A 25,502-nucleotide genomic window follows, 5' to 3' on the forward strand; every position below is an offset into this window, starting at 1 on the left:
CGGCGCGGAACGCTACGCTGTTGGTCTGGAACATGGAGACGACCGCGGTTTCCACCGGATCGGCCGCGCCGGCGTCCTGGGTAGGAGCGTCCACCATCTCCAGCGAGGCTTCGGTCGACATTGCGATGTCGATGCCACCCTCGTCGGCGACGTGGATGTCCTCGGCGTTGACCAGCGAGAGATAGTCGCCAACGTAGTTGGAGACGATCACCGGCAGATCGAAGAACGTGCCGCCGTTGATGGTCACACCGGGGAACTCGCGCTGACCGAGCGGGTTCAGGAAGCCCATGATCTTCAGCGCCGTGATGCCCGACATGATCCACACACCGGAGGTGAGCGGGTTGTTGGCGGTCACGAAGGCGGCCATGATTGCCTGTGCGTCGGCGCGGACACCTTCGGCATCCGTAGCGGCGCTGGCGGCGATCGGAGCCACGCCATTGAGGATCGAGCCCGGCCGGACACCCGCAACCGCTGCAATGGCAGGGTCGAGGAAGGTCAGGTCGAGACGCTTCACGATCGCCTTGGCGAGTGCGTTGCGGATCAGGATGTCAGACGACGGCGAACTGTCGCGGATGAGCTCCATGGTCTGCACCGCGATTGCCGCGACCTTGAGCGGACCAAGCTCGGTGCGGTCATAGGTCGTCTTGGTGAGCGGCTTGCCCTTGCCTTCGCCGACCCACTGCGCATCGGCCTCGGCAGTTTCACCGATGATCGGAATGCGGAACGGGATCTGCGACAGCGCGGGAATGCCGGCGGTGCCGAACTTGCCCAAGATCGTCATGGGGCGAAGGAATTCGACGAAGTCAGCGAAACCGCCTTCGTTGCCGATCAGCGCCGCCGTGTTGCCGGAAGTCATGGCAGACACGGCAGCCTTGGTGATGTCGACAAGTTCAGGGTCGACCTTGCCATACATGGCTTCGGCGACCTTTTCGATCGGTTGGTGCGTCTTGGTGGACAGCGCCAAGCACTTCGCGAAACGGGCGAAGCGGATGCCCTTTTCGAACTTCGCCGGTTCCAGAGCGATGCCGGTACGGATGGCAGTGCCGTTCTGGGCGGTCTTGATCTGGTTGGCGACGATCGGCGTAGCCGAAAGAGCCTTGGCCTTCTCCAGTGCCCGAAGGCGCTTGAGATCGCCGTCGATGGTCTCGACTTCAGCCTCCAGTCCGTCGAATTCTTCCTGTTCGGCCTGGTCGGTCGAACGGCCTTCGTCGATGGACTTCTGCATGATGGCTTCCATGCGAGCGGCATGGGCAGCACGCTTGTTTTCGAGAGCAGTGATCTGCTCAGCGAGCTTGTTCATTGTGGTGCCCTCCTTGGGGCGCAAGTTGACGGGAGTGGTTGATTTCCCCGTAGCGCCGGGGGCTGGCTTCGTCGGACGCTGCAGTTCGCCAGTCGCGGCGGGAGCGTTCGGGTCGAAGGTCTTGACGAACGCGACACCGGCCGCGTCCATGTTCTTGATTGAGGTCATCACCGCGTCGGGCTGTGCCGGGATGGTGACCGCCGACAGCTCGTAGACCTCGGATTTCATGAAGCGAATGCCGTCGTCGTCCATCCAGGCATATTCGAGAGCCCTGAAGCCGATGGAGACGGCTCGAACCAGCCCGATCTTGATGGACTGCCAGGCCTCGTCGATCCGATCCTTGAGCGTGCCCGATTCGTCGATCTTCGGAATTTCCGCTTCGAATGTGATGCCTTCGGCCGTCGGCGTGTCGAATTTCACCGTGCCGATCGGCTTCTTGTGATCGTGCTGCCACAGGAACGGCAGGGGATTGGTGAACTTCACGCCAAGAGGCTCGACGATGTCGCCAACACGGTCAGGCGTCGGCGTTGTCGCGATGCCGCGGATAATGCGCCTATCATCGTCCACTGCTTTGATGGTCAGGAACGAGTAAGCACGGCGCGTCACTGTCATGACGACCTCCAATATTCGGGTTGTGAGGGGATCAGCCCAGTATCCGGACCGTGGCCTTTTTCTTCCGGTAGGCCTCCGGATTGCGGCTCATCAGCTTGGCCGCGTTGAGCATGGCAATGAACGGATCGATTTTGGCCGTACCTGAAGTCTGCTTTGTCACTGCCCTGGCCGAGCCCTTCAGGATTTCCTTCGCGTTGCTCACCGCCCATTGCAGGACGGCCTGACCAGCATGCTTCAGGGAGCCGTCGGCGAGCTTTCGGGCCACGCCTATAAGCACATCATTCAGGAACCCGCCTTGACCGATACCGGTAACAGTTCCGCCTTCCTCATCGGTCCTGAAGTCCGCCGCGATAAGCGAGTCGACCAGGGCGGGGAGGCCCAGCTTGTCGACGCCAATGCCCGCCTTTTCAGGAAGCAGGCCAGCGTCTCGAACCTTGCAGCAGATCGCCACGACCTCCTCAAGATCCTGTGTCGGCGTTGCGCAAAACACGAGATCGCCGTCTTTTTCGAAGTCGCGCAGCTGCTCCGCGATCTCCTTGCGCCTCTTCAGCACAATCGGATGCGCCCAGACCTTGCACCACACCAACCAGCGGCGTGTTCCCCTTTCACGGCCGATGACGGCGAAGCCGAGCAAGTCGTCAAGGCCGCCACCGTCAATGCCGATCGTTGCAACTTCGCAGCGCTCGATCAGGCTCTCCAGCGTAAGCCCGGGTTCGGATGCCTCAACCCAATAGTCGGCTCCCGCCCACCGGTCGCGGCGGTTGCGAAGGCCAATCTCGACATTGAGGAACTTCGCCAGGAACGTCTGAAAGTCTTCGCCTTCATCGCCTTCGCCCCGCTGCAGCGCCCTGAGTTTGTTCTCAAGCCAGTCTTGCCGAACCGATCGCCCGATATTCGGATTGGGCACGTAGAACGTGGCAGGGTTCAGATGCTCCTCAGCTTCGATCATTTCGGGCGGATACTCGTAGAGCACCGGCAGGAAGCGAGGATCCTCGATTATGCCGTCTCGCACGTCGCGGGCATACGCCAGCTTTTCTTTGAACACTCCAGCCGGGGGTTCATCGCTCTGCGTCGAAAGGTAGATCGTGAACCCTTCCGGCCGAGAGATGATGCCGCCCGTGGCCTCCTGCAGCATCGCGCCAGCGCCGTCGCGTTTGCCGAAGAGCCAAATCTCGTCGATGAGGTTGAATGCGGACTTCTTGCCGCCGACGGTCTCTGTATCGGCAGCGACGACCTTCAGCTTCGCATTGGTTCGCCGATGCGTGATCGTGCGAAGGTTCTCCTGGATATGAAGTAGATCGAAGAGAGCCCCGTCATCGAAGTCACGGTTGGCGATGACCATGTCTCGCGCCGGCTCGAACGAATTCTTCGCGATCTCGATTGTCGGCGCCAAGATGTTCAATTCAGCCGACCTGCGCCAGTTGCGGACCAAAGCCGTAACCATGATGCCGGCAGCGGTTGTCGACTTCGTGTTCTTCTTGCTGATGAGGAGGAAGAACTCCTCGATCAACCGTGTCGCTTTGCCTTGCCCTGCTACGCCGTAGTGATCGTAGGCGCCAAAGATCGCCCGGACGAAGTCGAAAACCCATTCGTCGCAACATTCCCCGAACGTCGGACAGCCGGGAAGGTCCACGACCCTGAGTGCCTTGAAGACCTCAAGAGCTTCTTCCGCCTCATCAGGGAATAAAGGCTCAAAGGGGATCAGCGACTGGCGCGCAAGAATGCGCTCGCGCCAGTCCGGACAAGCCGTGCTCCACTCAATCACTTCTTGGTGCCTGGGAAAGCGACAACCCTGGGCGCCTCAGGAGTGGCGAATATCCCGCCTACCTTCTGGGCCGCTATCCGTCGCTGCTCCTTCTTGCCGACCTGTGGCTCCTTCTTGGCCTTCCCATTGACCGATTCCTCGGCGGCCGCGATCCGCCCCATCTCCTCGAGCTTCTTGATCGCAGCAACGTTCTTGGACCCGGCAGCTTCAAACAACAGGCCGATCACCTCACGGCGCCGATTGGCGTGCCCATTCTCAAGCTCCTCGACGAAGTGCTTGCGCAGCGTGCCGACATCGATGCCGAGAGACCTGGCGATCGTGTTCTCGCTCTCACCGCAAAACTTCATCTGTTCGACCGTCTGGCGGTCCTTCAGCGTGGCGCGATAGGCAGGCCGGCCGCGCTTGGCAACCGGCTCCTTGTCCTCGGATTTTTCCATGGATCACCGAATTTCAGCCAGAATTCCCGGCCGACAGAAAAAATTATGCGAATGTGGGGGGCGCGGGTACGCCGGAGGGCCTTTGCCGATGTCGACATCCCCCCCCTGATCACTCGGCCGGTGGCTCTCCTGCCGCCTTGAGCTTCGCGTTGAGATCGAGGAGGTGCAGCGTGTGCATGTCCTTCTGCGTGGCGTCTCGCCACTCCTCGACCTGTCGCATCCTGTCGACGAAGGGAGAGAGCGGCAGGGATGTGTCTGGACGGTAGGCTTTCACCTCTACCTGTAGAACCATCTTGCCGAACCAGTTGACCCTGTGACGGGTGCTGCCTGTCAGGTTGGTGATGATGGTGGGCATGGGTGTGCTACCGCTTCAGTGGTGCGGGAGCAGGCGGGCGTACCCGCTCAGGGATGCCGGCCACCGAGGCCCACTTGTAGACGGCATCGTGCAGCGGCCATTCGCTATCACGAGAGACGAACGGGCCGGAGACGCCACACTCGCATTCGGCACGGTACCCCTTGAAGAGACGATACCGCACTGTTGGCTTGCGGCCGCAGCTTGGGCAGCCATTCGCGACAGGCAGAGGACGATGCATCATGCCTACACCGTGATGTGCTTAACCGCCCACATGACGGCTTCCTCAATCTTGGTCTTGGCGATGGACAACTCACGACTGTTGCCAAGGGCGGCGATACGGTCATGGAAGGCGAGCCCTATATCCTTGATCTCCTGCATCGCAGCCTTCTCCTGTTCGGAGAGCACGCGGTAGGCGTGGCGCATGGTGTTGTTGGCGGTACGCGCGTCGGAGGTGCTGGACACGGTCACAACGTTGTTGCCGGCGTCCACGGTCTCATGCGTCATCTTGGTCTACCTTTCTCAATCCCACGTACCCTTGATCTCTTTCGCTTCCTCGGCCTGCTTCGTGCTGTCGTGGTAGGCCTTGCTCACCGCGTGCAGGTTCTTCTCATCCCAGAAAAGGGCTGGGTCGCCGCGGTGCGCCTTGATGTGGTCAACTACCGGGCTGTTCGGAGCTGGATGCTTGCCAATGAGCAAGACACCTGTGCGCTGGCAGACATAGAGATCGCGCCGTAGCACCTTGATCCTGAGCTTCCGCCATCTGGCAGATGCATACCAGGCGCGCCATTCGTTGGTCTGCCGGCGTTGCCTGTCGCGTTCCTTGCCTTCATGGGCTTGGGTAGCGAAGCGCGAGCCGATAGAGCCCACACGTTGCCGGAGGGTTTTGAGTTTCGTCATGTCAGGGATGCAAAGCGCGTCAGCGTACCGAGAACATCGCCGATAACAGGGGTAACATGCAACACACCCTGAAACCGGATTTCGTCATGCACTGAACCGTCTCTGGCGAGTTTGGATGTCTGATTTTCTCGGGGTGCGTCGCTCGCCAGTGTACCCAAAATATCGCTCATTTCAGGGGGTAATGGCAACACCCCGTTATGGCATGCAAATCGCGTTTGCCGTCGAGTTGGGCGCAATTCTTTGAGGCTACCTCAAAACAGGGCCTTCATAAGCGACTTTGCGACACGGTGTAAAATCGGAAAGTCGACCGAAACCGCCCATTTCGGCTGTTGCTATCAGTCAACGCATTGCGGTGCTTGGCTTTGCGCGCTGTCGATTTCTACGTTGTAAGGGTCGCCAGCGTACCCAAAGGATGCCCCATTTTTAGGGGTCGGAGCAACCCTACCGTTCGCTATCCTGGAGGATGCTGCGAACGTTCCGGCACAAGCTTGGCTATGCCATAGTGGGCTATTGGCAAGATGGGGATGGCTGCAATGGCGTTTTATATGATGGATGGACAATTATCGATGAGCGCAGTGCTCATCGAAGCTTTGAAACTTGCCCTGCAGTTCTTTGGTGCCCTCTTTATCGCTTGGCGCGCAGTACGGTGGGCGCTCCGCCGGTACAAAGACGAGAAACACTGGGAAAGAAAGCTCAATGCCTATTCTGAGCTCACCACTGCGCTTGGAACCCTTTTAAGCGTGGTGGCGGAATGGGAAGACCAGCAACTCACCCATCGTGGGCCACGGGGAACCACCGAGGAAGACCTTCGAAACTCGTATTGGAGTGCTCGACGAAAGCTGGAAGAGGCTCACAGCACTGCGATGCTGTTGCTTCCGACGAAAGTAGCCAGTCTGGTCGATGGTCTCCTAAAGAACCTCGCAAAAAATGATGACAACGACCACCCTCACTTTATGGACAAGATCAATGAGGAGTGGTCACTCGTTGGAAACGCGCGAAACGAGATCATCGAAATTGGGAAGTTTGACCTTCAACTGGATGTTGGCTCACCGAGGCTGAATTAGGTCACCAGCCTCGCGCCGAATAGTCGAGCTGCTGCCGGATCAGGTCCATCGAGGCCGGTTCCTGCATCTCCAGCGCCCTCTCACGTCCGATCAGGCTAAGCTCGTCTGCGCGCTCGTTTCCGATGATGCCGACATGGCCCTTGCACCATTCCAGGGTGAGCGGCAGTGCGATCAGTGCGGCGTCCAGTTGCTTCCACAGATCGAGGTTCTTGATCTCGCCTTCTGCGCGCGTCGGCGAATTCGGCTTGCGCTTGCTCCAACCGTTGCGCTTCCAGCTATGCCGCCATTCGTTGCAGCCCTTCACCACATACTGGCTGTCGCAAAACAGCCGGATGCCGGCCGGGTCGGTGGTGAAGGTTGCAAGCCAACGCAGCGCCATCAGCGCACCGGTGAGTTCCATCTGGTTGTTCGTGGTCTCGACCTGACCGCTGCTTTCCGCGTGGATTTCGACGCCATCCTGGTACACGACGAAACCCCACCCGCCAGCGCCGGGGTTCGGCTCACAAGCGCCGTCGCAGTAAATCACGGTGCCAAGAGGCACAGCACGATCGTGAAAGCGTTCCGGACGGGGACGCTTCTGTCTTTCTATCCGCGGATAATCCGCAGATGGCTTACTGGTAGCGTTTCCAGTGACCGATCTGGCAACGTTGCCGGATGGCCGTCTGGGGATTTCCCCAGATACCTGTGATCCGGTCACACGTATGCCGGCCGGAACCTTCGTCACTGGCCCCTTGTACGCGGTGAGCAGCACGTCAGCCTGCCGGCGGAGCTCGTCCTTACTGACGGGGCCGGACCGATCCTCGGTGCCTTTCTGCTGCATTCGCTTTTGGGCTTTGATTTTTGTCCAGTTGAAGCTCATGCCACAGGTCTCCCCATCATTGCCTGATTGGCGCGGTCCAACGCCGCGGCGATTTCCGAATTGTCCTGAAAGGGTTCGGCGCGAGTGATTGCCTCGTCGAGTTCCATGAGCAGGCGGTCGCGATCACGAATATCAGCCTGCGTACGCCAGCCACCGGCGACGGTGGCCGAGGCCTTCCTCCAGCGATCCAGCGCACTCTCCAGCCGAGATAGTGCTTCAGTAGTGGTCTGGCTCAATTCTGCCTCCCGAAGATGTGCGGCAATGCTGCGTGGACCTTCGCCAAGGCATCGGCGCGGGTCTTTGCCTCAAAGGGCGAGATGAGCCGCGCTATCTCATCATTGATCGCGCGGTCGGCAGCGAAGCCGATAGCGAACAGCTTGTCGCGGAGCGCCTCGAGTTCACCGGAGGTGGCAGCAGCAGCTACAACCTGGTCTCGCCAATGCCTGCTCCCACTACCCACGATCCGGTAGGTTTTCGGCATCACCCGCTCTGTTTGATGGACGTCGAACTGATCCTTCGGTCGATGAAGGCAGTCCCAGCCAGATCCACCATGCGTCAGGCGCTCTAACGTCTCACGGAGATCGCCTCCGCCGGGATACGGTCCGAAATTCTCCTTAAAGGCCAGCACCCACTGGCCCGCCTCGATGCGAACCAGCGCGGTCATGCGACGTCACCTCCAGGCCGGCGGCCGCGATACGTCAGGCGGACCATCTCGCATTGGACAGCGTCAAAGAAGTCTCGCAACTCGCTGTCGACCTCATCAGGCGAGAGACCGACGCGTTCGAGATGCTTACGGTTCGAGGAGACAACCTGCTTCCAGTACAGCTCGGCGTCATAGCCATGCTTGCCGAGTAGCTTTTGAGCGGTGTGCCTGATCTTCCCTACACGCTTAGTCAGAGGGAACAGGATGAGTTTGCGTGGTGGTTGCCATGTGAACAATGGCAGGCTCAGCGCGCCCGCTACACGGCCCCCTGACATGGTAGATAATACTGCCCGCTCAGAACGGACACTCGGAGGGGTAAAACGCTGCTTATCGTCCGACATGAGCGGACACTCCGTCGTTTATGGTCCGCTCAGAACGGACGTCATTCTCAAAATGGTCCGCTCTCGTCGGACCATTGGTCCGCTTAGAACGGACCGCTGATTTTTCTGATAGGTCCATACCAGGCTGCCAAAGCATGAACTCTTTCGTGCCACCGGACAGAACCCTTATCGGGATATCTTGCGGCAACTCAGTCAGGCGCCAGCGCGTTGCACGGCCAGCCGCTCGCCCGTCTTTGGCTGTCTTCCAATCGAAAGCGCCCTTCCTGACAGCGACAATAAACCCTCTCGCAGTCAGCCCTCTGAATGCATTCTCGATTGCAGTGTTGCTACATTGGAGAAGAGCCTTGGCCTCCCGGTGCGACAGGGAAATGTCGCCGTTGTTGCGGCCGTTGTATCGACGTTTCAATTCCAAATAGAGCGAGCGCTCGTACGGCGAGGCATGCTGCCAGGCGGTGGTTTTCATGAACCACTCGTACATCTGGAAGAAGTGGCCCTCGCCGTTGCCGCGGCCTTGGTTGTCGTGCTTCTTCTTCGCCATCAATGTGCCCTCGCTGCCATGAGACGACCCTCGCGGATCGCCTCGACGGCCTGGGCAGCTGTCAGCCCAAACTCGTGTTGAAGATGTGCCAGCAAGTGCGGTGGACGCTGGCGCTGTGGCGTGTTGGCAAGCCACTCGGCGGCTTTCTGGATTGCGGCGGCCTCGCTCATGACGAAGCCCTCGCAGTGAACCACACCCATGCGACACAGACGGCCAGCCCGACGATCAAGGAGAGCAGGACGCGGCCGGCGTGACTGGAAGAGTTTCCCCGATTGGGGAATGTTTCGGACCCAACCATGCGTCGGATCCGGATATCAGCGTGGATCGCCTCAGCGCGGCAGAGGTGCCAGTTCGAGGCCTTCTGCAGCCAGGTCGAGGCTTTGTAGTGCGCGAGGCAGGAGATTGCGCGGATGATCCTCATTCTGTCTCTCCCGCGTTATCGGTTGGCCCGCCAAGGAGAGACTGGAGGAACGGTACAAGCGTTTCCTCGTCATTGATGAAGCAACGACGAAGCGCGTCGTAGGCGTCTTCGTTATCGAGGAACCACGCTACCTTAGACCGAACTTGGCTCAGTGTGTGACAGGGGAGAACAACGAGCGCAGTTTCTGCCGCAAGGTAGGCAGTCCACTCGGGGCCACGCTTTGTGTCATCCAAGCGATCGGCGGTTTCCCAGGCCGACTTTGCTGCCTTGTAGGTGGCAATCAGGGCGGAGAGGTCAGACATTGCGCTGCCCCTTTGCGAGAGGATCGTAATTGCTGATGAGCAGAGGGATCGCGGGCGTTGCTTCGATCTTCACCATCCAGTCGTCGGCGTTCGGCCAAAGCTCATCAGCGGCTGCCTTCAATGCTGCGATTGCCAGTTCAAGACGATCTCGCGCCGATTGTGCAGGCTCGGCGGCGACGCTCGGTGTTGTGACAGTGGCGACTCCCACCACGGCGCTATTGCGGAGGAATAGGCGACGGGTGATGCTTTTGGAGGGGCGCGTCATGCTGCGATCTCCTTGCCGTCAAGGGCAGCGAGATAGGCCTTCTGTAGCTTTGCAGCACGATGGATTACATCGTTCCAGAGGAAGCTCAGACGGTCGATCTGACCCCGTGTGAGGATGATCTTCATGCTCTTGCCGTCGCGCGGAATGCCGCGCTTTTCCAAGGTGTCGATGTCGAGCTCTTGGACATCATGATCAAAGGCATCGCCCATGATCTCCGACATCATCAACAGCGAATGGATCGGGCCTTCCAGCATGCGCATTGCGGCCACGATTGCCTCATCCGAGGCACGTGTGTTATGTGTTTCCACGTTCGAATTTCCTTTGGCGGATTGAGAACCACGGCTCAGAAGCGTTGGCGCGCTTGCTGGGCCTTTCTTTTGCGCGGAAGAGAACGCTCTCGATTGGCGCTCCACCGACATCAGGCCGCGTCCTCCATGAAGAACGCGATCAGTTTGGCGCGGCTAACGACGTAGCGTTCGCCGATCTGCTTCACCACCGGAAGCTTGCCGCTGGCGATCATGTGGTAGGTCTGCTGGTAGCTGCGGCCGATGATGTCTGCGATCGCTTGAACCCCCCAGACCAGATCGAGGTTCTCTTTTCCTTCGGTCATATCCATCCTTTCTTAACCACGTTTGGTGAACCCGCTTGCCGTTACAAATCACGGTGATTTACATTACCGTGATTTTATTGCACGTCAAGGGCAATGAAATTACTGTGATTTCATTTTGTAGGATGGCATCTGATGGCTAGACCCGGGCGTGGATCGGATCAGTTTCCGCTGAGGCTTCCCGACGGGCTACGCGACCGCATCAAAACAGCGGCGGAAAACAGCGGTCGTTCCATGAACGCGGAAATTGTGCGGGTTTTAGAAGAAAAATTTCCCGAGCCTTGGCCTTTGAATGTGCGAATTGGCTACCTCACGGATCTACTCCGCGCGCTTCGAAAGGTACGCGGGTACGAAGGTGCCATCGATGCCCTTACGGACGAGATTTTGGACACTGTTGAAGGGATAGCATCGGGGCGAGTTCCCGACCTCGATGAGGAAACACGCGGTAAGGTCAAGGACATCCTCGCGGATTGGTATCAAGGTCGAGCAGAGGATGAAGAGGATCGATCGCATTGGCACGAGCGTGACGACGAGGCCCAGACGTGAGCATCCGCAAGCGCACGTGGAAAACTGGCAAAGGGGTCGAGAAGACTGCCTGGGTTGTCGATTACGTCGACGCAAAGGGTGATCGGCACCTCAAGACCTTCGCCAAGAAAAAGGATGCCGACGCCTTCTCCGCAACAGCCAAGGTCGAGGTACGCGAAGGCGTACATGTCGCGGACAGCGACAGCGCGACCATCGAAGCGGCGGGTAAGCTGTGGATCGCATCTGCCAAAGCGAGCGGCTTGGAGCGTGCCACGATCGAAGATTACGAACGGCACCTTCGCCTGCACATTGGCCCTTTTCTCGGCACAACCAGGCTCGCCGGGTTATCTGTCGCTAAGGTGAGGTCTTTCGAAGACGACTTGCGCGGTGCAGGGCGATCGCCGGCGATGATCAAGAAGGTGTTGGTCTCGCTAAGTGCGCTTGTGGCTGATGCTCAGGAGCGCGGCCTTGTGGCTCGAAATGTCGTGAGGGACATGAAGGCTCGCCGCGGATCGTCAGAACGCAGGCTGGAGCAACGACAGAAAGGCCGTTTGAAGATCGGAGTGGACATTCCGACGCGCGAGGAGGTGAAGGCGCTCCTTGGGGTTCTTTCGGGTTTCATGCGGCCGTTGGCGCTGACCGCGACCTTCTGCGGCTTGCGGGCATCGGAGCTTCGGGGATTGCGCTGGAGCGACGTCGATTTCGACAAGCGCGAGATCCGCGTTCACCAGCGAGCCGACCGCTTCAACGACATTGGCCGTCCAAAGTCGATTTCAGGCGAGCGCACTGTGCCGGCGCCGCCGATGGTCATTAATGCGCTGAAGGAATGGAAACTCGCCTATAGCCGCCCGATCACCGGCCGCGACGATGACGGCAAGCCGATCCGAGAGGACGCTAAGCCGTCGCACTTGGTCTTTGCCAATGGCGCTGGCAAGGTCGAGCAGTTGAACAACATCCTCCGGCGTGGCCTGCATCCGGCCTGGATAGACGCCGGAGTGACAATCGACACCGGCGAGAAGGACGAAGGAGGCAAGCCGATCCTCGGGCCGAAATACACCGGGCTCCACTGCCTTCGGCATTGGTTCGCAAGCTGGTGCATCAATCGCAAGGAGGAGGGTGGCCTCGCTCTGCCGCCCAAGGTCGTGCAAGAGCGGATGGGGCATGGCACGATCGCGATGACGATGGATACCTACGGGCATCTGTTCCCGCGCGCGGATGACGCGGACGAAATGGAGGCTGCGGAACGCGCCTTTCTGGCATGATGAACGCGACACAATCGCGACATGAAACACTGAAGCCCTTGCGCCATAAGGTGTGGGTTCAGACTACGAATCTGGGGGTCAGGAGTTCGAATCTCTTCGGGCGCGCCATCTTCTCAAAAACGTCCAACCTCAGCGATCCTTGCCTTTCCACTGCGCCGATGTTTTTCGGTCAGCTTCCGCGCCTGCGATCCAGCCTCGCGTTGGGAACCGCCCGAGGCTTTACGAAGTCGTCACTAGCGCCAGTGCCGCTCGAGCGTATCGATGTGAACATGCCGACACGAGTTCCGCACTAGGGGACCGAGATGACGCGGCAGGCTCAAAACAGGAAATAGCGCTGCGCCATCGGCAGCACGGTTGCCGGCTCACAGGTAAGCAGCTCTCCGTCGGCACGGACCACATAGGTCTCAGGGTCGACTTCCACTTGCGGGGTGGCATCGTTGAGGACCATCGATGCCTTCGATATGCCTCCGCGCGTGTTCTCGACCGCAACCATGCCTTTCGTGACGCCCAGTCGCTCCTTCAGGCCGGACGCCATCGCGGCCTTGCTGACGAAGGTGACGGACGAAAGGGCGGGCGCGCGGCCGTAGCTGCCGAACATGCGCCGGTAGTGCATGGGCTGCGGCGTCGGAATCGAGGCGTTCGGGTCACCCATCGGCGCCGCCGCTATCATGCCGCCGACCAGAACCATGTCCGGTTTGACGCCGAAGAAGGCCGGGTTCCACAGCACGAGGTCGGCGCGCTTGCCGATCTCGATCGAGCCGACATGCTTCGAAAGCCCCTGAGCGATGGCCGGGTTGATCGTGTATTTGGCAATGTAGCGACGCACCCGCAGATTGTCGTTGTCGCCCGTCTCGCCGGGCAGGCGGCCACGCTGCATCTTCATCTTGTGCGCCGTCTGCCAGGTTCGGATAGGCACCTCGCCGACACGACCCATGGCCTGGCTGTCGGAGGAAATGATCGAGAAAGCGCCGAGATCGTGCAGTATGTCCTCCGCGGCGATCGTCTCCTTGCGGATACGGCTTTCGGCGAAGGCGATGTCTTCGGGGATCGACGGTGACAGGTGGTGGCATACCATCAGCATGTCGAGATGCTCGGCGATGGTGTTGTGCGTATAGGGCCGCGTCGGGTTGGTCGAAGACGGGATCACGTTTGGCAGGCCGCAGACCTTGATGATGTCGGGCGCATGGCCGCCGCCGGCACCCTCGGTGTGGAAGGCATGAATGGTGCGGCCCTTGAAAGCCGCTACCGTATCTTCGACGAAGCCGCTTTCATTCAACGTGTCGGTATGGATCATCACCTGGATGTCGTGGTCGTCGGCGACGGCCAGGCAATTGTCGATGGCTGCGGGCGTAGTGCCCCAGTCTTCATGCAGTTTCAGCGCGCAGGCACCCCCTTCGATCATCTCGACCAGTGCTGCCGGCCTCGACGTGTTGCCTTTGCCGGAAAGGCCAAGATTGATCGGAAAGGCATCGAACGACTGGATCATGCGGCCGAGATGCCAAGGGCCCGGTGTGCAGGTGGTCGCCAGCGTCCCATGCGCGGGTCCGGTACCGCCGCCCAGCATGGTGGTAACCCCCGCCATCAGAGCCTCTTCGATCTGCTGCGGGCAAATGAAATGAATATGCGCATCGACGCCGCCGGCGGTCAGGATCTTGCCCTCGCCGGCGATCGCTTCGGTTCCGGGACCGATGACGATGTCCACACCCGACTGGATGTCGGGATTGCCGGCCTTGCCGACCGCCACGATCAATCCGTCCTTGAGTCCGATATCGGCTTTCACGATACCCCAATGATCGACGATCAAGGCATTGGTGATGACGGTATCGACAGCGCCTTCGGCGCGGGTCGTTTGGCTTTGCCCCATGCCGTCACGGATAACCTTGCCGCCGCCGAACTTCACCTCCTCGCCGAAAGTGGTGAGGTCCTTCTCGACTTCGATGAAGAGCTCGGTATCGGCCAATCTCACGCGGTCACCGACTGTGGGACCGTACATCTGGGCATAGGCGGTGCGGGAAAGGATTGCAGGCATCAGAGTTTTCCCATCACCATCTGCCGGAAGCCATGGACTTCCCGCTTGCCGCCGAACGGCACCAGCCGCACCTCGCGCTTCTGGCCCGGTTCGAAACGCACTGCGGTGCCTGCAGCGATGTCGAGCCGCATGCCACGCGCCGCCGCACGATCGAAATCGAGCGCGCCGTTGGTCTCGAAGAAATGGTAGTGCGAGCCGACCTGGATGGGGCGGTCACCAGTATTGGCGACAAGCAGTGTGATCTGGGTCGCGCCCTCGTTGAGGACGATATCGCCGGGGAGGGTGAGAACTTCGCCGGGGATCATCTCAGCCTCCGAACACGATCCACAAACCAGCGGTTACCACCGACGCCTGGAGCGTGCATGAAGCGCGACGCAAAGCCGTGAGCTTCCTGCATCGGAGCTGCGCCGTCAGAGTGTGAGGTGTCGGCGTACATGCGGGTCATCAAGGCTCGTTGGATCACCGGAAAAGACGATTTCGCCACGATCCATGATCGCAACGCGATCGGCAAGGCCGCGCGCGAAATCGAGATATTGTTCCACCAGAAGAATGCCGATGCCGAGCATGCCGCGCAAATAGCGGATCGCCTGGCCGATGTCCTTGATGATGGACGGCTGGATGCCCTCGGTCGGTTCGTCCAGGACCAGCAGCTTCGGCCGGGTCACCAGCGCCCTTGCGATGGCGAGCTGCTGCTGCTGGCCACCGGAGAGGTCCCCGCCGCGCCTGTAGAGCATCTGCTTCAGCACGGGAAACAGCTCGAACACGTAGGGCGGAACGGTACGCTCGCCGCGTTTGAGCGGAGCAAACCCCGTCTCGAGATTTTCCCGGACCGTCAGCAACGGGAAAACCTCCCGTCCTTGCGGCACGAATGCGATGCCCGACCGGGCACGCTCATACGGCGTGCTCCGGTCGAGCGCCTTCCCCTCGAAGGCTATCGATCCACTTGAGAGGTGGTGCTGTCCCACGATCGCCCGCATCAGCGAGGTCTTGCCGACGCCGTTGCGGCCAAGCACGCAGGTGATCTCACCCTGTGCAGCCACGAGCGAGACGCCACGCAACGCTTGTGCGGCCCCGTAGTGAAGGGTTGCGTCTCTGACCTCAAGCATGGCGCGGCTCCATATGCGCCTGTGCGTGGTCCCCCCACGCCCCCGCCGCCGCGGCGGCGGGGGTGGCAGACCTTCCGGCCGGCCAAGGGAGGTTCGTGAAATTTCCGACAGGGTTTCGACCCTGATTTCCTATCCGGTCGCGCTCTGCGCGACCGCCGCCTCGCGCGGCGGTCGGGTATGGGGTGTTGGCCCTTTTGGCGTCGAAACGTTCCAGACACACGCGCCACATGCCGTCACCGCCCAAGATAGACTTCGATCACCCGTTCGTCGGACGAGACGAAATCGAGCGAGCCTTCAGACAGAACCGAGCCTTCGTGCAGGCAGGTGACTTTGACGTCGAGTTCACGCACGAAATGCATGTCGTGCTCAACCACGATGACGGAATGTGTTTGGGCGATCTTCTTGAGAAGCCGGCCGGTTTCTTCCGTTTCCGCATCGGTCATTCCCGCCACCGGCTCGTCGACCAGCAACAGTTTTGGATCTTGTGCCAGCAGCATGCCGATCTCCAGCCATTGCTTCTGGCCGTGAGAGAGGTTGGCAGCCTTTTCACCGCGCCGGGCGCTAAGCCGCACCATTTCAAGGATATCGTCGATACGGCCCTGCGCTTCGGCTGACCGCAGATCGAACAGCGCGGCGAACACGCCGCGCGGGCTTTTCAGCGACAAGGCAATGTTGTCCTCGACCGTATGCATCTCGAACACCGTCGGCTTCTGGAACTTCCGGCCGACGCCCAGATTGGCGATATCCGCCTCGTCCAGCCTGGTCAGGTCATGCACACCGTCGAAATAGACATCGCCGATGTCCGGCCGCGTTTTGCCGGTGATGATATCCATCATCGTCGTTTTGCCGGCCCCGTTGGGGCCGATGATCGCGCGCATCTCGTTCCTGCCGAGGGTCAGCGACAGATTGCTGATCGCCTTGAACCCATCGAAGGCAACCGACACGCCATCGAGATAGAGAATGGTGTGCTGCTTGGTCATGCGCCCGTGTCCTTGGGGGCGTGAGCCGGTTGTGCGGTGTTCGTCATCACTTCACTCCGCTGCCTCCGTGCCCAGCGACTGCCGCGGCTGTGTGCCTATGGCTGGCACGACCCCGTCCACGCGCGACCGTCGCGCTGCACGCCACTGGTCCCACATGCCGATCACGCCCTTCGGCAGGAACAGCGTCACGGCCACGAACAGGGCGCCCAACGCAAACAGCCAAAAGTCCGGCAGTGCCGCCGTGAACCAGCTCTTTGTCCAGTTCACCAGCATGGCCCCCAATATCGGACCGAGAATTGTGCCGCGGCCGCCGATGGCGACCCAGATGACAACCTCGATCGAGTTGGCGGGCGCGAACTCGCTGGGGTTGATGATGCCTACCTGCGGCACGTAGAGCGCGCCGGCGATGCCGGCCATGACCGCCGACAGCGTAAAGGCGAAGAGCTTGATGTGCTCGGGTCGCCAGCCGACGAAGCGTGTACGGCTTTCGGCATCGCGAACGGCCACCATCAACTTGCCGAGCTTGGAGCCGACGACCATCGCCGTGACGGCGATGAAGGCCGCCAGGGCCAGAGCGGTGGCGGCAAACAGCGCCGCGCGCGTTGCCGGCGCCTGCACGGGAAAGCCTAGAATGTCCTTGAAATCCGTCAGCCCGTTATTGCCGCCAAAGCCCATGTCATTGCGAAAGAAGGCGAGCAGAAGCGCATAAGTCAGCGCCTGGGTGATGATGGAGAGATATACGCCGGTGACACGGCTGCGGAAGGCAAGCCAGCCGAAGCCGAAGGCGAGTGCGCCCGGCACTAGGACGATCGCCGCCGCAGCGAACCAGAACTGATCGAAGCCATGCCAGAACCAGGGCAGCTCCTTCCAGTTCAGGAACACCATGAAGTCGGGCAGGACCGGGTTGGCGTAGACGCCGCGATCGCCGATCTGGCGCATCAGATACATGCCCATCGCATAGCCGCCGAGCGCGAAGAACGCGCCATGGCCGAGCGAGAGGATGCCGCAATAACCCCAGACGAGATCAAGCGCCAACGCCAGCAGCGCGTAGCAAAGATATTTGCCGAACAGGACGACGGCGTGAGCGGGAATGTGGAAAGGGCTGCTCTCGGGAACGGCCAGATGGAGTACCGGCACGAGGACAGCCGCGCCGACCAGCAGCGCGATGGTGGCCGCGATGCGCCGGTCAATCCCGTTTTTGAGAAGCCTTGCCGCGATCATGCTTCCACCGCCCGGCCCTTGAGCGCGAACAGCCCGCGCGGACGCTTTTGTATGAAGAGGATGATAAGAACCAGAACGATGATCTTGCCGAGCACCGCACCCGCATAAGGTTCCAGGAACTTGTTGGCGATGCCGAGCGACATCGCGCCAAGCAGCGTGCCCCAGAGATTGCCGACGCCACCGAAGACCACCACCATGAAGGAATCGATGATGTAGCCCTGCCCGAGGTTCGGCGAAACGTTGCCGATCTGGCTGAGCGCCACGCCGGCGATGCCTGCGATGCCGGAACCCAGCCCAAAGGTGAAGGCGTCGACCCAGGGTGTCCGGATGCCCATCGATGCCGCCATGCGCCGGTTCTGTGTTACCGCGCGCATCTGCAGACCCCAGGCGCTGCGGTTCGAAATCAGGAGGAGCAGGGCGAAGACGGCGAGCGAAAAGGCGACGATCCAGAGCCGGTTCCAGGTGATCGCCAATTGCCCGATCTCGAATCCGCCCGACATCCAGGACGGGTTTGCGACCTCGCGGTTGGTGGGCCCGAAAATGGTTCGAACCGCCTGCTGCAGGATGAGAGATACGCCCCACGTTGCAAGCAGCGTCTCCAGCGGACGTCCATAGAGGAAGCGGATGATACCGCGCTCGACGGCGATGCCGACCGCCGCGGCTACCACGAAAGCGCAAGGCAAAGCGGCGATGAGCGAATAGTCCAACAGCCCCGGTGCCGTGGCGCGGATGGCCTCCTGCACGGCAAAGGTGGTGTAGGCACCAAGCATGACCATTTCGCCATGCGCCATGTTGATGACGCCCATGACGCCGAACGTAATCGCCAGTCCGATCGCCGCCAACAACAGTACCGAGCCAAGCGAGATGCCGTACCAGACGTTCTGCGCGACGTCCCAAGCCATCAGCGTGCCGTTGATGGAACGGATAGCGCTGGCGGCCTCCTCTTTCAGCCTGTCCGGCGCATTGCTTTGGAAGCTGGTCAGCAGGTTCAGCGCTTCACGGCTGCCAAGCCCGGAGATCAGCTTGATCGCCGCGCTCTTTTCCTCGTCGGAACGATCGGAAGCCAGTACCGACGATGAACGCGCGATCTGCATCCGCGCTTTTACTGTCGCATCAGTTTCCTTGGCGATGGCGGCATCCAACGCGTCGATGGTATTGGGATCCGGCCTGGAAAAGATTGCGTTCGCGGCGGCGAGACGAACACCGGCATCCCCGCTGCCAAGCGTCAACGAACCGGACACCGCGCGTATGGCACCGCGCACCGCGTTGTTGACGCGCACCTTCGCCATCTCGCCCGCTTTGGCGGTGCCGGCTTCCGCCCCTGTCAGAGGATCGGCAAGGGATAAGGTTTCGCCATTGCTGGTTGCGATGAAAACCGCGGCGTCCGACTTGCGCACATAGAGATTGCCTTCGGACAGTGCTGCCAACGGCTTCGAAACCGCAGGGTCGCCTGTCGCTGCGAGCTCGCGCACCGCCGCTTCGACCTCGCCAAAACCTTTTGCCGTCGCGAACTTTGCCAGGCCTGCCCGCACCACCGCTTCGTCGGCGCGCACAGATGGTGCGAAAACAACGAGCGTGAGGACGGCAAGCAGCGCGGCGACGAGGATTGTCGGCGAGGCCGGATATTTTGGAGCGCTGATCGTCACGGTGGTTTCCGAACTGAAAGAAGCAGGCTTACGGGCGGGAAGGAGGCACCCGTAAGCCTCGTGCGTGGGGCTAGTTGGTGCTCTGGCCGCCGCACTTGCCGGTTGCCACGTTGAAATTGCCGCAGGACATCGGCTTGCGCCAATCGGCGATCAGGTTCTTCGATTCAGGCAGATAGTCCGACCACTCGTCGCCGGTTACGAGGCCCGAGGTCTGCCACACCGTTTCCATCTGGCCATCGGCTTGGATCTCGCCGATGAGCACCGGCTTGGTGATGTGGTGGTTCGGCATCATCGTGGAGTAGCCGCCCGAGAGGTTCGGTACCGAGACACCCACGATCGCGTCGATCACCGCGTCCGGATCGGTGGTGCCGGCTTTTTCGACAGCCTTCACCCACATGTTGAAGCCGATATAGTGGGCTTCCATCGGGTCGTTGGTCACACGCTTGTCGTTCTTGGCGAAGGCGCGCCAGGTCTTGATGAATTCGGCATTGCCCGGTGTTTCGACGGATTGGAAATAGTTCCATGCCGTCAGGTGCCCAACCAGCGGTGCGGTGTCGAGGCCGGCCAGTTCTTCCTCGCCCACCGAGAAGGCGACAACCGGAATATCTTCGGCTTTGATGCCCTGGTTAGCGAGTTCCTTGTAGAAGGGCACATTGGCGTCGCCGTTGATGGTGGAAACCACTGCGGTCTTCTTGCCGGCCGAACCGAACTTCTTGATGTCGGAGACGATGGTCTGCCAGTCGGAATGGCCGAAAGGCGTGTAGTTGACCATGATGTCCTCGTCGGCCACACCCTTTGACTTCAGATAGGCCTGGAGGATCTTGTTGGTGGTCTGGGGGTAGACGTAGTCGGTGCCAGCCAGCACCCAGCGCTTCACCGAGCCGCCGTCCTCGCTCATCAAGTAGTCGACGGCAGGGATCGCCTGCTGGTTGGGGGCGGCGCCGGTGTAGAAGACGTTGCGCTGGCTCTCCTCGCCTTCATACTGGACCGGATAGAACAGCAGGTTGTCGAGTTCGGCGAAGACCGGCAAGACCGACTTGCGTGAAACCGAGGTCCAGCAGCCGAACACTGCCGAGACTTTGTCCTTGGAAATCAGATCGCGCGCCTTTTCGGCAAAGAGCGGCCAGTCGGAGGCCGGATCGACAACCACGGCTTCGAGCTTCTTGCCAAGCACGCCGCCTTTCTTGTTTTGCTCTTCGATGAGCATCAGCATGGCGTCCTTCAGTGTCGTTTCTGAAATCGCCATCGTGCCTGACAAGGAATGCAAGACGCCGATCTTGATGGTGTCGCCCTCGGCTCGGACGGAACCGGTAAAGGCGATCGAACCGGCGATCATGACCGCGCCGGCCAGGCGGCGCGAATATTTTTTGACCTCGAACATGGCAGTTCCCCTTTTCGCTGTGCCTGAAAAAGAAAAGCAAGCCGCGTGCCAGATCAGCCGCAGGGAAGATTCCCATTTCTAATTAATCGCTTAGGCGGTTGGGAGCGTTCGTCGCGTCTTTGCGGGTTGCTAATTACAAGGGCTATCGCGAGTTACTTCAGCCTAAAATTTAATCGACGCCAACGACTGCCTAAAATTTATACAGATCAACAATGACCATATTGCGATGGAGCTATTCCGGTTTTTCCCCGCGCCGGCGCTCAAGCCAGGCGTAGATTTCGCCGACGATGCCGCGGCGGAAGATCAGCACGCAGACCATGAAGATCAGACCGGTGGCGATGGTCACCGGGAAGTCCGACGTCGCCAGCATGTTCTGCAAGGCGACGACAAAGCCGGCGCCGAAGATCGGGCCAGCCATCGTGCCGATGCCGCCGAGCAATGTCATGAGGATCACCTCGCCCGACATCTGCCAGGCAACGTCGGTCAGAGTGGCGAACTGGAAAACCAGCGCCTTGATGGCGCCGGCAAGTCCCGCGAGTGCCGCCGACATCACGAAAGCCGCCAGTTTGTAGTTCTGCACGGAATAACCGAGCGAAATGGCGCGGCTCTCATTCTCGCGGATCGACCGCAGGATCAGACCGAAAGGCGAGTTGACGATACGCCAGACGATGAACAGGCCGAGCAGGAAGTTGGCAGCCACGAAATAATACATGGTGTGTTCGTTCTGCAGATCGAACACGCCGAGAAATGTTCCGCGCGGCACGCCCTGGATGCCGTCCTCGCCGCCGGTGAAGCTGGCCTGCACGCAGAAGAAGAAGAACATCTGCGAAAGCGCCAGCGTGATCATGGCGAAATAGATGCCTTGGCGGCGGATGGCGAAAAAGCCGATGACGAGGCCGAGCAGGGCCGCTCCTGCGACGCCGGTGAGGATGCCGATCTCCGGTGGGAACCCCCAGACCTTGACGGCATGTGCGGTGAAATAGGCCGCACCCCCGAAAAAGGCGGCGTGGCCGAAAGACAGCAATCCCGTATAGCCGAGCAGAAGATTGAAGGCGCAGGCGAACAGCGCAAAGCACATCATCTTCATCACGAAGATCGGATAGACGAAGAACGGCAGCGCCAATAGCGCTGCCACGCCGAGTCCGATGAGGACGATCTCGATGCGGTTCGCGGTGGTCTTGCTCGGCTGGACAGTTGCTTCGGCCATATCAGGCGTCCTTTCCGAACAGGCCGGCAGGGCGGATCAAAAGGACGATCGCCATGATCACGAAGATGACGATGCTCGAGGCCTCGGGGTAGAACACCTTGGTCAGGCCTTCGGCGAGGCCGAGCATATAGCCGGTCAGGATCGCTCCCAGGATCGATCCCATGCCGCCGACGACCACGACGGCAAACACGATGATGATCATGTTGGAGCCCATCAACGGGCTGACCTGGTAAACCGGAGCAGCCATGATGCCGGCAAGCCCGGCAAGCCCGGCGCCGAGGCCGTAGGTCAACGTCAGCAGCATCGGAACGTTGACGCCGAAAGCTTGCACGAGCTTGGGGTTTTCAGTGGCGGCGCGCAGGTAGGAACCGAACTTCGTCTTTTCGACAAGCAGCCAGGCTCCCAGGCAGACGATCAGCGAGGCGACGACGATCCAGCCACGATAGATGGGAAGGAACATGAAGCCGAGATTGACGCCTCCGGCGAGGGCGGGCGGTACCGGATAGGGGTTACCGGAAACGCCGTAGATATAGCGAAACACGCCTTCCAGAACCAAGGCAAGACCGAAGGTGAAGAGCAGGCCGTAGAGCGGATCCACCTCATAGAGTCGCGACAGCGCGAGGCGCTCGACGATGATACCGAACAGGCCGACCGCGATCGGTACCAGGATCAACGCCGGCCAGTAGCCGATGCCGAGCTTGGCGAGGATGAGATAGCCGATGAAGGCGCCCAGCATATATTGCGCGCCATGCGCGAAGTTGATGACGCGCAGCAGGCCGAAGATGATGGCAAGGCCGAGCGAGAGCATGGCGTAGAAGGAGCCATTGATCAGCCCGACCAGGAGCTGTCCGGCAAAGGCCTGAATGGGGATACCGAAAATCACCGCTCAGACCCCCAGCACTTCATGCAGTTCGTCCATCCTGTTCTCGAGTTCGCCGACCGGAAACTCCGACATCACCTTGCCGTGCTCTATCAGGTAGAACCGGTCAGCGATGCGGCTGGCGAAGCGGAAGTTCTGCTCGACCAGCAGGATCGTCATGCCCCGGCGTTTCAATTCCGCCAGCAACTCGCCGATGCGTTGCACGATCACCGGGGCCAGACCCTCCGTCGGTTCGTCGAGCAGGATGGTCCTGGCTCCCGTGCGCAGGATGCGCGCGATCGCGAGCATCTGCTGCTCTCCGCCGGAGAGCTTCGTGCCCTGGCTGTTTCGTCGTTCCTTGAGGTTTGGAAACAGGTCGAAGATCTCGTCGATGCCCATGCCGCCTCCTGCAATCACCGGAGGCAGCATCAGGTTCTCGTCGACCGTCAGCGTGGCGAAGATGCCGCGCTCTTCCGGGACATAACCAATGCCGGCACGCGCAGTGTGGTGGAGAGGTATGCGGATAAGGTCCTTGCCCGCAAACGTCACCTGTCCGGTCCGCTTGCGGATGAGCCCCATGATGGCTCGCAATGTCGTGGTCTTGCCGACCCCGTTGCGGCCCAGCAATGTGACCGTCTCGCCTTCACGGATATCGAGGTCGACGCCGTGCAGCGCATGGCTTTCGCCATACCAGGCATTCAGGCCGCGGACCGAGAGCAGGGGTGCGGTGCTACTCATGTTCGGTCCCCATATAGGCGATCCGCACGCGCTCGTCCTTGCTCACCGTGTCGTAGTCTCCGGCAGCCAGCATCTGGCCGCGCTGCAGCACCGTCACCCAATCGGCAATGTCGGCGACCACGGAAAGATTGTGTTCCACCATCAGCACGGCGCGATCCTTGGCGATGGTGTGAACCAGCCTCGAGATGGCGCCGACATCTTCATGGCCCATGCCGGCCATCGGCTCGTCGAGCAGCAGCACCTTGGGGTCGAGAGCGAGCGTTGTGGCGATCTCGAGCACGCGCTTGCGGCCATAGGAGAGGTCGGATGCCAGCCTGTTCCTGGCATTGTCCAGGCCGACGGCCTGAAGCAACTCCATGGCCTTCGGCGTCAGCTGGTCGAGCGCGGAAAGCGACCGCCAGAACTGGGTGGCGAGACCATTGGGCCGCTGCAGCGCCACCCGTACGTTGTCGAGCACGGTCAGATGCGGAAAGGTCGCCGATATCTGGAACGAGCGCACCACGCCCATCCGGGCGACCTTGGCCGGCGCCGCCTTGGTGATGTCGTGGCCAGCCAGGGTTATGGTTCCCGCGGTGGGCTGCAAGAACTTGGTCAGAAGGTTGAATACGGTCGTCTTGCCGGCCCCGTTGGGGCCGATCAAGGCATGGATCTTGCCGTGATGGACGTCGAGGTCGACATCCTTCACGGCAACAAACCCGGCAAAATCACGCCGCAGGCCGCGCGCGGACAGGACGGGAGAACCCTGGTCAGGTTGGGACGCGGTACTCAAGGATACCTCCGACCCTGTTCGCTGCGACACCCTACTTGACCAGCGGGCATCCGGACTCCGCAGGTTTGGTATAGGCTTCGTCGCCAGGGATGGTCGCGAGGACCTTGTAATAGTCCCACGGGCCCTTGCTCTCCGACGGCTTCTTCACTTCCATCAGATACATGTCGTAGATCATGCGGCCGTTGGGCCCGACCTTGCCGCCGCGGGCAAAGACGTCTTCGACAGGCATCTCATGCAGGTTCTTGGCAACCGCCTCTGTTTCGTCGGTTCCAGCCTTGTCGATGGCCTTGAGGTATTGAAGCACGGCGGAATAGGTGCCGGCCTGGATCATGTTGGGCATGCGGCCCGTGCGGTCCATGAACTTCTTCGACCACGCGCGGGATTCATCGTCGCGGTCCCAATAGAAGCCTTCGGTCAGTGTAAGGCCTTGCGCCGCTTCCAGACCCAGACCATGCACTTCGGCGAGGGTGAAGAGAAGCGCTGCCATGCGCTGGCCGCCCGAAACGATGCCGAATTCCGCCGCCTGCTTGATCGCGTTGGCGGTGTCGAGGCCGGCATTGGCAAGGCCGATGACCTTGGCCCCTGAAGACTGCGCCTGCAGCAGGAAGGACGAATAGTCGGTGGTGGCGAGCGGGTGGCGCACGGCGCCAAGCACCTTGCCGCCCTTCGAGGTCACGAATTTCGAGGTCTGTTCCTCCAGCGAGTAGCCGAAGGCATAGTCCGCGGTCAGGAAGAACCAGGTGTCGCCGCCCTGCTGCACAAGCGCGCCGCCGGTCCCGACGGCCAGGGCATGGGTGTCATAGGCCCAATGAAAGCCGTAGGGCGAGCACGATTTGCCCGTCAGGTCGGAGGTTGCTGCGCCAGTGACGATGTCGATCTTCTTCTTTTCCTGGGAAATGCCCTGGACGGCGAGCGCGACGGATGAGGTGGTGAGTTCCATGATCGCGTCGACCTGTTCGGTGTCGTACCATTGGCGCGCGATGTTGGAGGCGATGTCTGCCTTGTTCTGATGGTCCGCGGTGACCACTTCGATCGGCATATCCTTCACCTTGCCGCCGAAATCCTCGACCGCCATCTTGGCCGCTTCATAGGACCATTTACCGCCGAAGTCGGCGTAGACGCCCGACTGATCGTTCAGAATGCCGATCTTGACCTTATTGTCCGAAAACTGTTGTGCGGCCGCAGGTAACGAAACGCTTGCCAGAAGCGCGACTGCGAGCGCGCGTGAGATCATTGCCATATGGTTCCTCCCGAATGGACTGCGGCCCTCCAGCCGCCGCATGCGAACCCTCACCCTTTTGCAATCTAGCAAG

Annotated in this window: 31 protein-coding genes; 3 read left to right on the plus strand and 28 right to left on the minus strand. The window is 60.6% G+C overall.

Annotated elements, in window-relative coordinates:
* The 6 genes from L4923_RS26075 to L4923_RS26100 form a co-directional block, all read right to left on the minus strand.
* Nucleotides 1-1,912 (minus strand): phage major capsid protein (locus tag L4923_RS26075; RefSeq protein ID WP_239370026.1); only part of this gene is annotated, 1,912 nt, incomplete at its 3' end.
* A gap of 31 nt (nucleotides 1,913-1,943) precedes the next feature.
* Complete coding sequence (locus tag L4923_RS26080) at nucleotides 1,944-3,677, minus strand: terminase large subunit (protein WP_239370027.1); 1,734 nt, start codon at nucleotides 3,675-3,677, stop codon at nucleotides 1,944-1,946.
* Nucleotides 3,674-4,114 (minus strand): hypothetical protein, encoded by a 441-nt coding sequence (locus L4923_RS26085; RefSeq protein ID WP_239370028.1) that lies wholly within the window; start codon nucleotides 4,112-4,114, stop codon nucleotides 3,674-3,676. The genes L4923_RS26080 and L4923_RS26085 overlap by 4 nt, the downstream gene beginning before the upstream one ends.
* Before the next feature lie 109 nt (nucleotides 4,115-4,223).
* Complete coding sequence (locus tag L4923_RS26090; RefSeq protein ID WP_239370029.1) at nucleotides 4,224-4,469, minus strand: hypothetical protein; 246 nt, start codon at nucleotides 4,467-4,469, stop codon at nucleotides 4,224-4,226.
* 243 nt (nucleotides 4,470-4,712) lie between these two features.
* On the minus strand, nucleotides 4,713-4,973 hold the full coding sequence (locus L4923_RS26095) for an Acb2/Tad1 domain-containing protein (RefSeq protein WP_239370030.1): 261 nt from the start codon (nucleotides 4,971-4,973) through the stop codon (nucleotides 4,713-4,715).
* Between the two features lie 15 nt (nucleotides 4,974-4,988).
* On the minus strand, nucleotides 4,989-5,366 hold the full coding sequence (locus L4923_RS26100; RefSeq protein ID WP_239370031.1) for an HNH endonuclease: 378 nt from the start codon (nucleotides 5,364-5,366) through the stop codon (nucleotides 4,989-4,991).
* A gap of 533 nt (nucleotides 5,367-5,899) precedes the next feature.
* Between L4923_RS26100 and L4923_RS26105 the strand changes: the two genes are divergently transcribed.
* Nucleotides 5,900-6,430, plus strand: coding sequence for a hypothetical protein (locus L4923_RS26105; RefSeq protein WP_239370032.1), 531 nt, complete (start codon nucleotides 5,900-5,902; stop codon nucleotides 6,428-6,430).
* A 1-nt stretch (nucleotide 6,431) separates the two neighbouring features.
* Here L4923_RS26105 and L4923_RS26110 read toward each other — a convergent pair whose 3' ends face one another.
* From L4923_RS26110 to L4923_RS26155, 10 genes are all read right to left on the minus strand, one after another.
* Nucleotides 6,432-6,971, minus strand: coding sequence for a ribonuclease H family protein (locus tag L4923_RS26110; protein ID WP_239370033.1), 540 nt, complete (start codon nucleotides 6,969-6,971; stop codon nucleotides 6,432-6,434).
* 314 nt (nucleotides 6,972-7,285) lie between these two features.
* Nucleotides 7,286-7,525: a hypothetical protein gene (locus L4923_RS26115; RefSeq protein ID WP_239370034.1), complete on the minus strand. Its 240-nt coding sequence runs from the start codon at nucleotides 7,523-7,525 to the stop codon at nucleotides 7,286-7,288.
* On the minus strand, nucleotides 7,522-7,953 hold the full coding sequence (locus tag L4923_RS26120) for a hypothetical protein (RefSeq protein ID WP_239370035.1): 432 nt from the start codon (nucleotides 7,951-7,953) through the stop codon (nucleotides 7,522-7,524). Before L4923_RS26120 ends, L4923_RS26115 begins: the two co-directional genes overlap by 4 nt.
* Complete coding sequence (locus L4923_RS26125; RefSeq protein ID WP_343304218.1) at nucleotides 7,950-8,333, minus strand: DUF6074 family protein; 384 nt, start codon at nucleotides 8,331-8,333, stop codon at nucleotides 7,950-7,952. The genes L4923_RS26120 and L4923_RS26125 overlap by 4 nt, the downstream gene beginning before the upstream one ends.
* A complete protein-coding gene (locus tag L4923_RS26130; RefSeq protein WP_239370036.1) occupies nucleotides 8,320-8,871 on the minus strand; it encodes a hypothetical protein in 552 nt (183 codons plus the stop codon). Before L4923_RS26130 ends, L4923_RS26125 begins: the two co-directional genes overlap by 14 nt.
* Nucleotides 8,871-9,041, minus strand: a complete 171-nt coding sequence (locus L4923_RS26135; RefSeq protein ID WP_239370037.1) for a hypothetical protein — start codon at nucleotides 9,039-9,041, stop codon at nucleotides 8,871-8,873. The genes L4923_RS26130 and L4923_RS26135 overlap by 1 nt, the downstream gene beginning before the upstream one ends.
* A gap of 247 nt (nucleotides 9,042-9,288) precedes the next feature.
* Complete coding sequence (locus L4923_RS26140; RefSeq protein ID WP_239370038.1) at nucleotides 9,289-9,594, minus strand: hypothetical protein; 306 nt, start codon at nucleotides 9,592-9,594, stop codon at nucleotides 9,289-9,291.
* On the minus strand, nucleotides 9,587-9,859 hold the full coding sequence (locus tag L4923_RS26145) for a twin-arginine translocation signal domain-containing protein (protein WP_239370039.1): 273 nt from the start codon (nucleotides 9,857-9,859) through the stop codon (nucleotides 9,587-9,589). The genes L4923_RS26140 and L4923_RS26145 overlap by 8 nt, the downstream gene beginning before the upstream one ends.
* Nucleotides 9,856-10,167, minus strand: coding sequence for a hypothetical protein (locus L4923_RS26150; protein WP_239370040.1), 312 nt, complete (start codon nucleotides 10,165-10,167; stop codon nucleotides 9,856-9,858). The genes L4923_RS26145 and L4923_RS26150 overlap by 4 nt, the downstream gene beginning before the upstream one ends.
* 110 nt (nucleotides 10,168-10,277) lie before the next feature.
* Nucleotides 10,278-10,469 carry a helix-turn-helix domain-containing protein gene (locus tag L4923_RS26155; protein ID WP_239370041.1) on the minus strand — a complete coding sequence of 64 codons (192 nt, stop codon included), beginning with the start codon at nucleotides 10,467-10,469 and terminating at the stop codon, nucleotides 10,278-10,280.
* A 132-nt stretch (nucleotides 10,470-10,601) separates the two neighbouring features.
* Between L4923_RS26155 and L4923_RS26160 the strand changes: the two genes are divergently transcribed.
* Complete coding sequence (locus L4923_RS26160) at nucleotides 10,602-11,012, plus strand: Arc family DNA-binding protein (protein ID WP_239370042.1); 411 nt, start codon at nucleotides 10,602-10,604, stop codon at nucleotides 11,010-11,012.
* Nucleotides 11,009-12,253 carry a tyrosine-type recombinase/integrase gene (locus L4923_RS26165; protein ID WP_239370043.1) on the plus strand — a complete coding sequence of 415 codons (1,245 nt, stop codon included), beginning with the start codon at nucleotides 11,009-11,011 and terminating at the stop codon, nucleotides 12,251-12,253. Before L4923_RS26160 ends, L4923_RS26165 begins: the two co-directional genes overlap by 4 nt.
* Before the next feature lie 316 nt (nucleotides 12,254-12,569).
* Here the strand turns inward: L4923_RS26165 and ureC are convergent, their stop codons facing one another.
* From ureC to L4923_RS26225, 12 genes are all read right to left on the minus strand, one after another.
* Nucleotides 12,570-14,282, minus strand: coding sequence for an urease subunit alpha (gene ureC / locus L4923_RS26170; protein ID WP_239370044.1), 1,713 nt, complete (start codon nucleotides 14,280-14,282; stop codon nucleotides 12,570-12,572).
* On the minus strand, nucleotides 14,282-14,587 hold the full coding sequence (locus tag L4923_RS26175) for an urease subunit beta (RefSeq protein ID WP_239370045.1): 306 nt from the start codon (nucleotides 14,585-14,587) through the stop codon (nucleotides 14,282-14,284). The genes ureC and L4923_RS26175 overlap by 1 nt, the downstream gene beginning before the upstream one ends.
* Nucleotides 14,588-14,692: 105 nt before the next feature.
* Nucleotides 14,693-15,388, minus strand: a complete 696-nt coding sequence (gene urtE, locus L4923_RS26180) for an urea ABC transporter ATP-binding subunit UrtE (RefSeq protein WP_239370046.1) — start codon at nucleotides 15,386-15,388, stop codon at nucleotides 14,693-14,695.
* 233 nt (nucleotides 15,389-15,621) lie between these two features.
* Nucleotides 15,622-16,368, minus strand: a complete 747-nt coding sequence (gene urtD / locus L4923_RS26185) for an urea ABC transporter ATP-binding protein UrtD (RefSeq protein ID WP_239370047.1) — start codon at nucleotides 16,366-16,368, stop codon at nucleotides 15,622-15,624.
* A 51-nt stretch (nucleotides 16,369-16,419) separates the two neighbouring features.
* Complete coding sequence (gene urtC / locus L4923_RS26190) at nucleotides 16,420-17,589, minus strand: urea ABC transporter permease subunit UrtC (RefSeq protein ID WP_239370048.1); 1,170 nt, start codon at nucleotides 17,587-17,589, stop codon at nucleotides 16,420-16,422.
* Entirely contained in the window at nucleotides 17,586-19,229 is a 1,644-nt protein-coding gene (urtB, locus tag L4923_RS26195; RefSeq protein ID WP_425531014.1) for an urea ABC transporter permease subunit UrtB, read from the minus strand. The genes urtC and urtB overlap by 4 nt, the downstream gene beginning before the upstream one ends.
* 76 nt (nucleotides 19,230-19,305) lie before the next feature.
* Entirely contained in the window at nucleotides 19,306-20,616 is a 1,311-nt protein-coding gene (gene urtA / locus L4923_RS26200) for an urea ABC transporter substrate-binding protein (RefSeq protein ID WP_425531013.1), read from the minus strand.
* Nucleotides 20,617-20,848: 232 nt separating this feature from the next.
* Complete coding sequence (locus tag L4923_RS26205; RefSeq protein WP_239370049.1) at nucleotides 20,849-21,823, minus strand: branched-chain amino acid ABC transporter permease; 975 nt, start codon at nucleotides 21,821-21,823, stop codon at nucleotides 20,849-20,851.
* Nucleotide 21,824: 1 nt separating this feature from the next.
* A complete protein-coding gene (locus L4923_RS26210) occupies nucleotides 21,825-22,706 on the minus strand; it encodes a branched-chain amino acid ABC transporter permease (protein WP_239370050.1) in 882 nt (293 codons plus the stop codon).
* A gap of 3 nt (nucleotides 22,707-22,709) precedes the next feature.
* Nucleotides 22,710-23,420 (minus strand): ABC transporter ATP-binding protein, encoded by a 711-nt coding sequence (locus tag L4923_RS26215; protein WP_239370051.1) that lies wholly within the window; start codon nucleotides 23,418-23,420, stop codon nucleotides 22,710-22,712.
* Nucleotides 23,413-24,189, minus strand: a complete 777-nt coding sequence (locus L4923_RS26220; protein WP_239370052.1) for an ABC transporter ATP-binding protein — start codon at nucleotides 24,187-24,189, stop codon at nucleotides 23,413-23,415. The genes L4923_RS26215 and L4923_RS26220 overlap by 8 nt, the downstream gene beginning before the upstream one ends.
* Nucleotides 24,190-24,220: 31 nt before the next feature.
* Nucleotides 24,221-25,423, minus strand: a complete 1,203-nt coding sequence (locus L4923_RS26225) for an ABC transporter substrate-binding protein (RefSeq protein WP_239370062.1) — start codon at nucleotides 25,421-25,423, stop codon at nucleotides 24,221-24,223.
* Nucleotides 25,424-25,502 lie beyond the last annotated feature (79 nt).

It is taken from the genome of Terribium retamae, assembly GCF_022347545.1.
Taxonomy (GTDB): Bacteria; Pseudomonadota; Alphaproteobacteria; order Rhizobiales; family Rhizobiaceae; genus Mesorhizobium; species Mesorhizobium retamae.

Coding starts and splice junctions, on each gene's coding strand:
- L4923_RS26130 (WP_239370036.1), bottom strand. CDS start 8,871: ATGGCGAAGAAGAAGCACGACAACCAAGGCCGCGGCAACGGCGAGGGC.
- L4923_RS26095 (WP_239370030.1), bottom strand. CDS start 4,973: ATGACGCATGAGACCGTGGACGCCGGCAACAACGTTGTGACCGTGTCC.
- L4923_RS26175 (WP_239370045.1), bottom strand. CDS start 14,587: ATGATCCCCGGCGAAGTTCTCACCCTCCCCGGCGATATCGTCCTCAAC.
- L4923_RS26205 (WP_239370049.1), bottom strand. CDS start 21,823: ATGGCCGAAGCAACTGTCCAGCCGAGCAAGACCACCGCGAACCGCATC.
- urtA (WP_425531013.1), bottom strand. CDS start 20,616: ATGTTCGAGGTCAAAAAATATTCGCGCCGCCTGGCCGGCGCGGTCATG.
- urtC (WP_239370048.1), bottom strand. CDS start 17,589: ATGATCGCGGCAAGGCTTCTCAAAAACGGGATTGACCGGCGCATCGCG.
- L4923_RS26090 (WP_239370029.1), bottom strand. CDS start 4,469: ATGCCCACCATCATCACCAACCTGACAGGCAGCACCCGTCACAGGGTC.
- L4923_RS26100 (WP_239370031.1), bottom strand. CDS start 5,366: ATGACGAAACTCAAAACCCTCCGGCAACGTGTGGGCTCTATCGGCTCG.
- L4923_RS26215 (WP_239370051.1), bottom strand. CDS start 23,420: ATGAGTAGCACCGCACCCCTGCTCTCGGTCCGCGGCCTGAATGCCTGG.
- L4923_RS26105 (WP_239370032.1), top strand. CDS start 5,900: ATGGCGTTTTATATGATGGATGGACAATTATCGATGAGCGCAGTGCTC.
- L4923_RS26160 (WP_239370042.1), top strand. CDS start 10,602: ATGGCTAGACCCGGGCGTGGATCGGATCAGTTTCCGCTGAGGCTTCCC.
- L4923_RS26085 (WP_239370028.1), bottom strand. CDS start 4,114: ATGGAAAAATCCGAGGACAAGGAGCCGGTTGCCAAGCGCGGCCGGCCT.
- L4923_RS26125 (WP_343304218.1), bottom strand. CDS start 8,333: ATGTCGGACGATAAGCAGCGTTTTACCCCTCCGAGTGTCCGTTCTGAG.
- L4923_RS26135 (WP_239370037.1), bottom strand. CDS start 9,041: ATGAGCGAGGCCGCCGCAATCCAGAAAGCCGCCGAGTGGCTTGCCAAC.
- L4923_RS26120 (WP_239370035.1), bottom strand. CDS start 7,953: ATGACCGCGCTGGTTCGCATCGAGGCGGGCCAGTGGGTGCTGGCCTTT.
- L4923_RS26145 (WP_239370039.1), bottom strand. CDS start 9,859: ATGACGCGCCCCTCCAAAAGCATCACCCGTCGCCTATTCCTCCGCAAT.
- urtE (WP_239370046.1), bottom strand. CDS start 15,388: ATGCTTGAGGTCAGAGACGCAACCCTTCACTACGGGGCCGCACAAGCG.
- L4923_RS26155 (WP_239370041.1), bottom strand. CDS start 10,469: ATGACCGAAGGAAAAGAGAACCTCGATCTGGTCTGGGGGGTTCAAGCG.
- L4923_RS26225 (WP_239370062.1), bottom strand. CDS start 25,423: ATGATCTCACGCGCGCTCGCAGTCGCGCTTCTGGCAAGCGTTTCGTTA.
- urtD (WP_239370047.1), bottom strand. CDS start 16,368: ATGACCAAGCAGCACACCATTCTCTATCTCGATGGCGTGTCGGTTGCC.
- ureC (WP_239370044.1), bottom strand. CDS start 14,282: ATGCCTGCAATCCTTTCCCGCACCGCCTATGCCCAGATGTACGGTCCC.
- L4923_RS26140 (WP_239370038.1), bottom strand. CDS start 9,594: ATGTCTGACCTCTCCGCCCTGATTGCCACCTACAAGGCAGCAAAGTCG.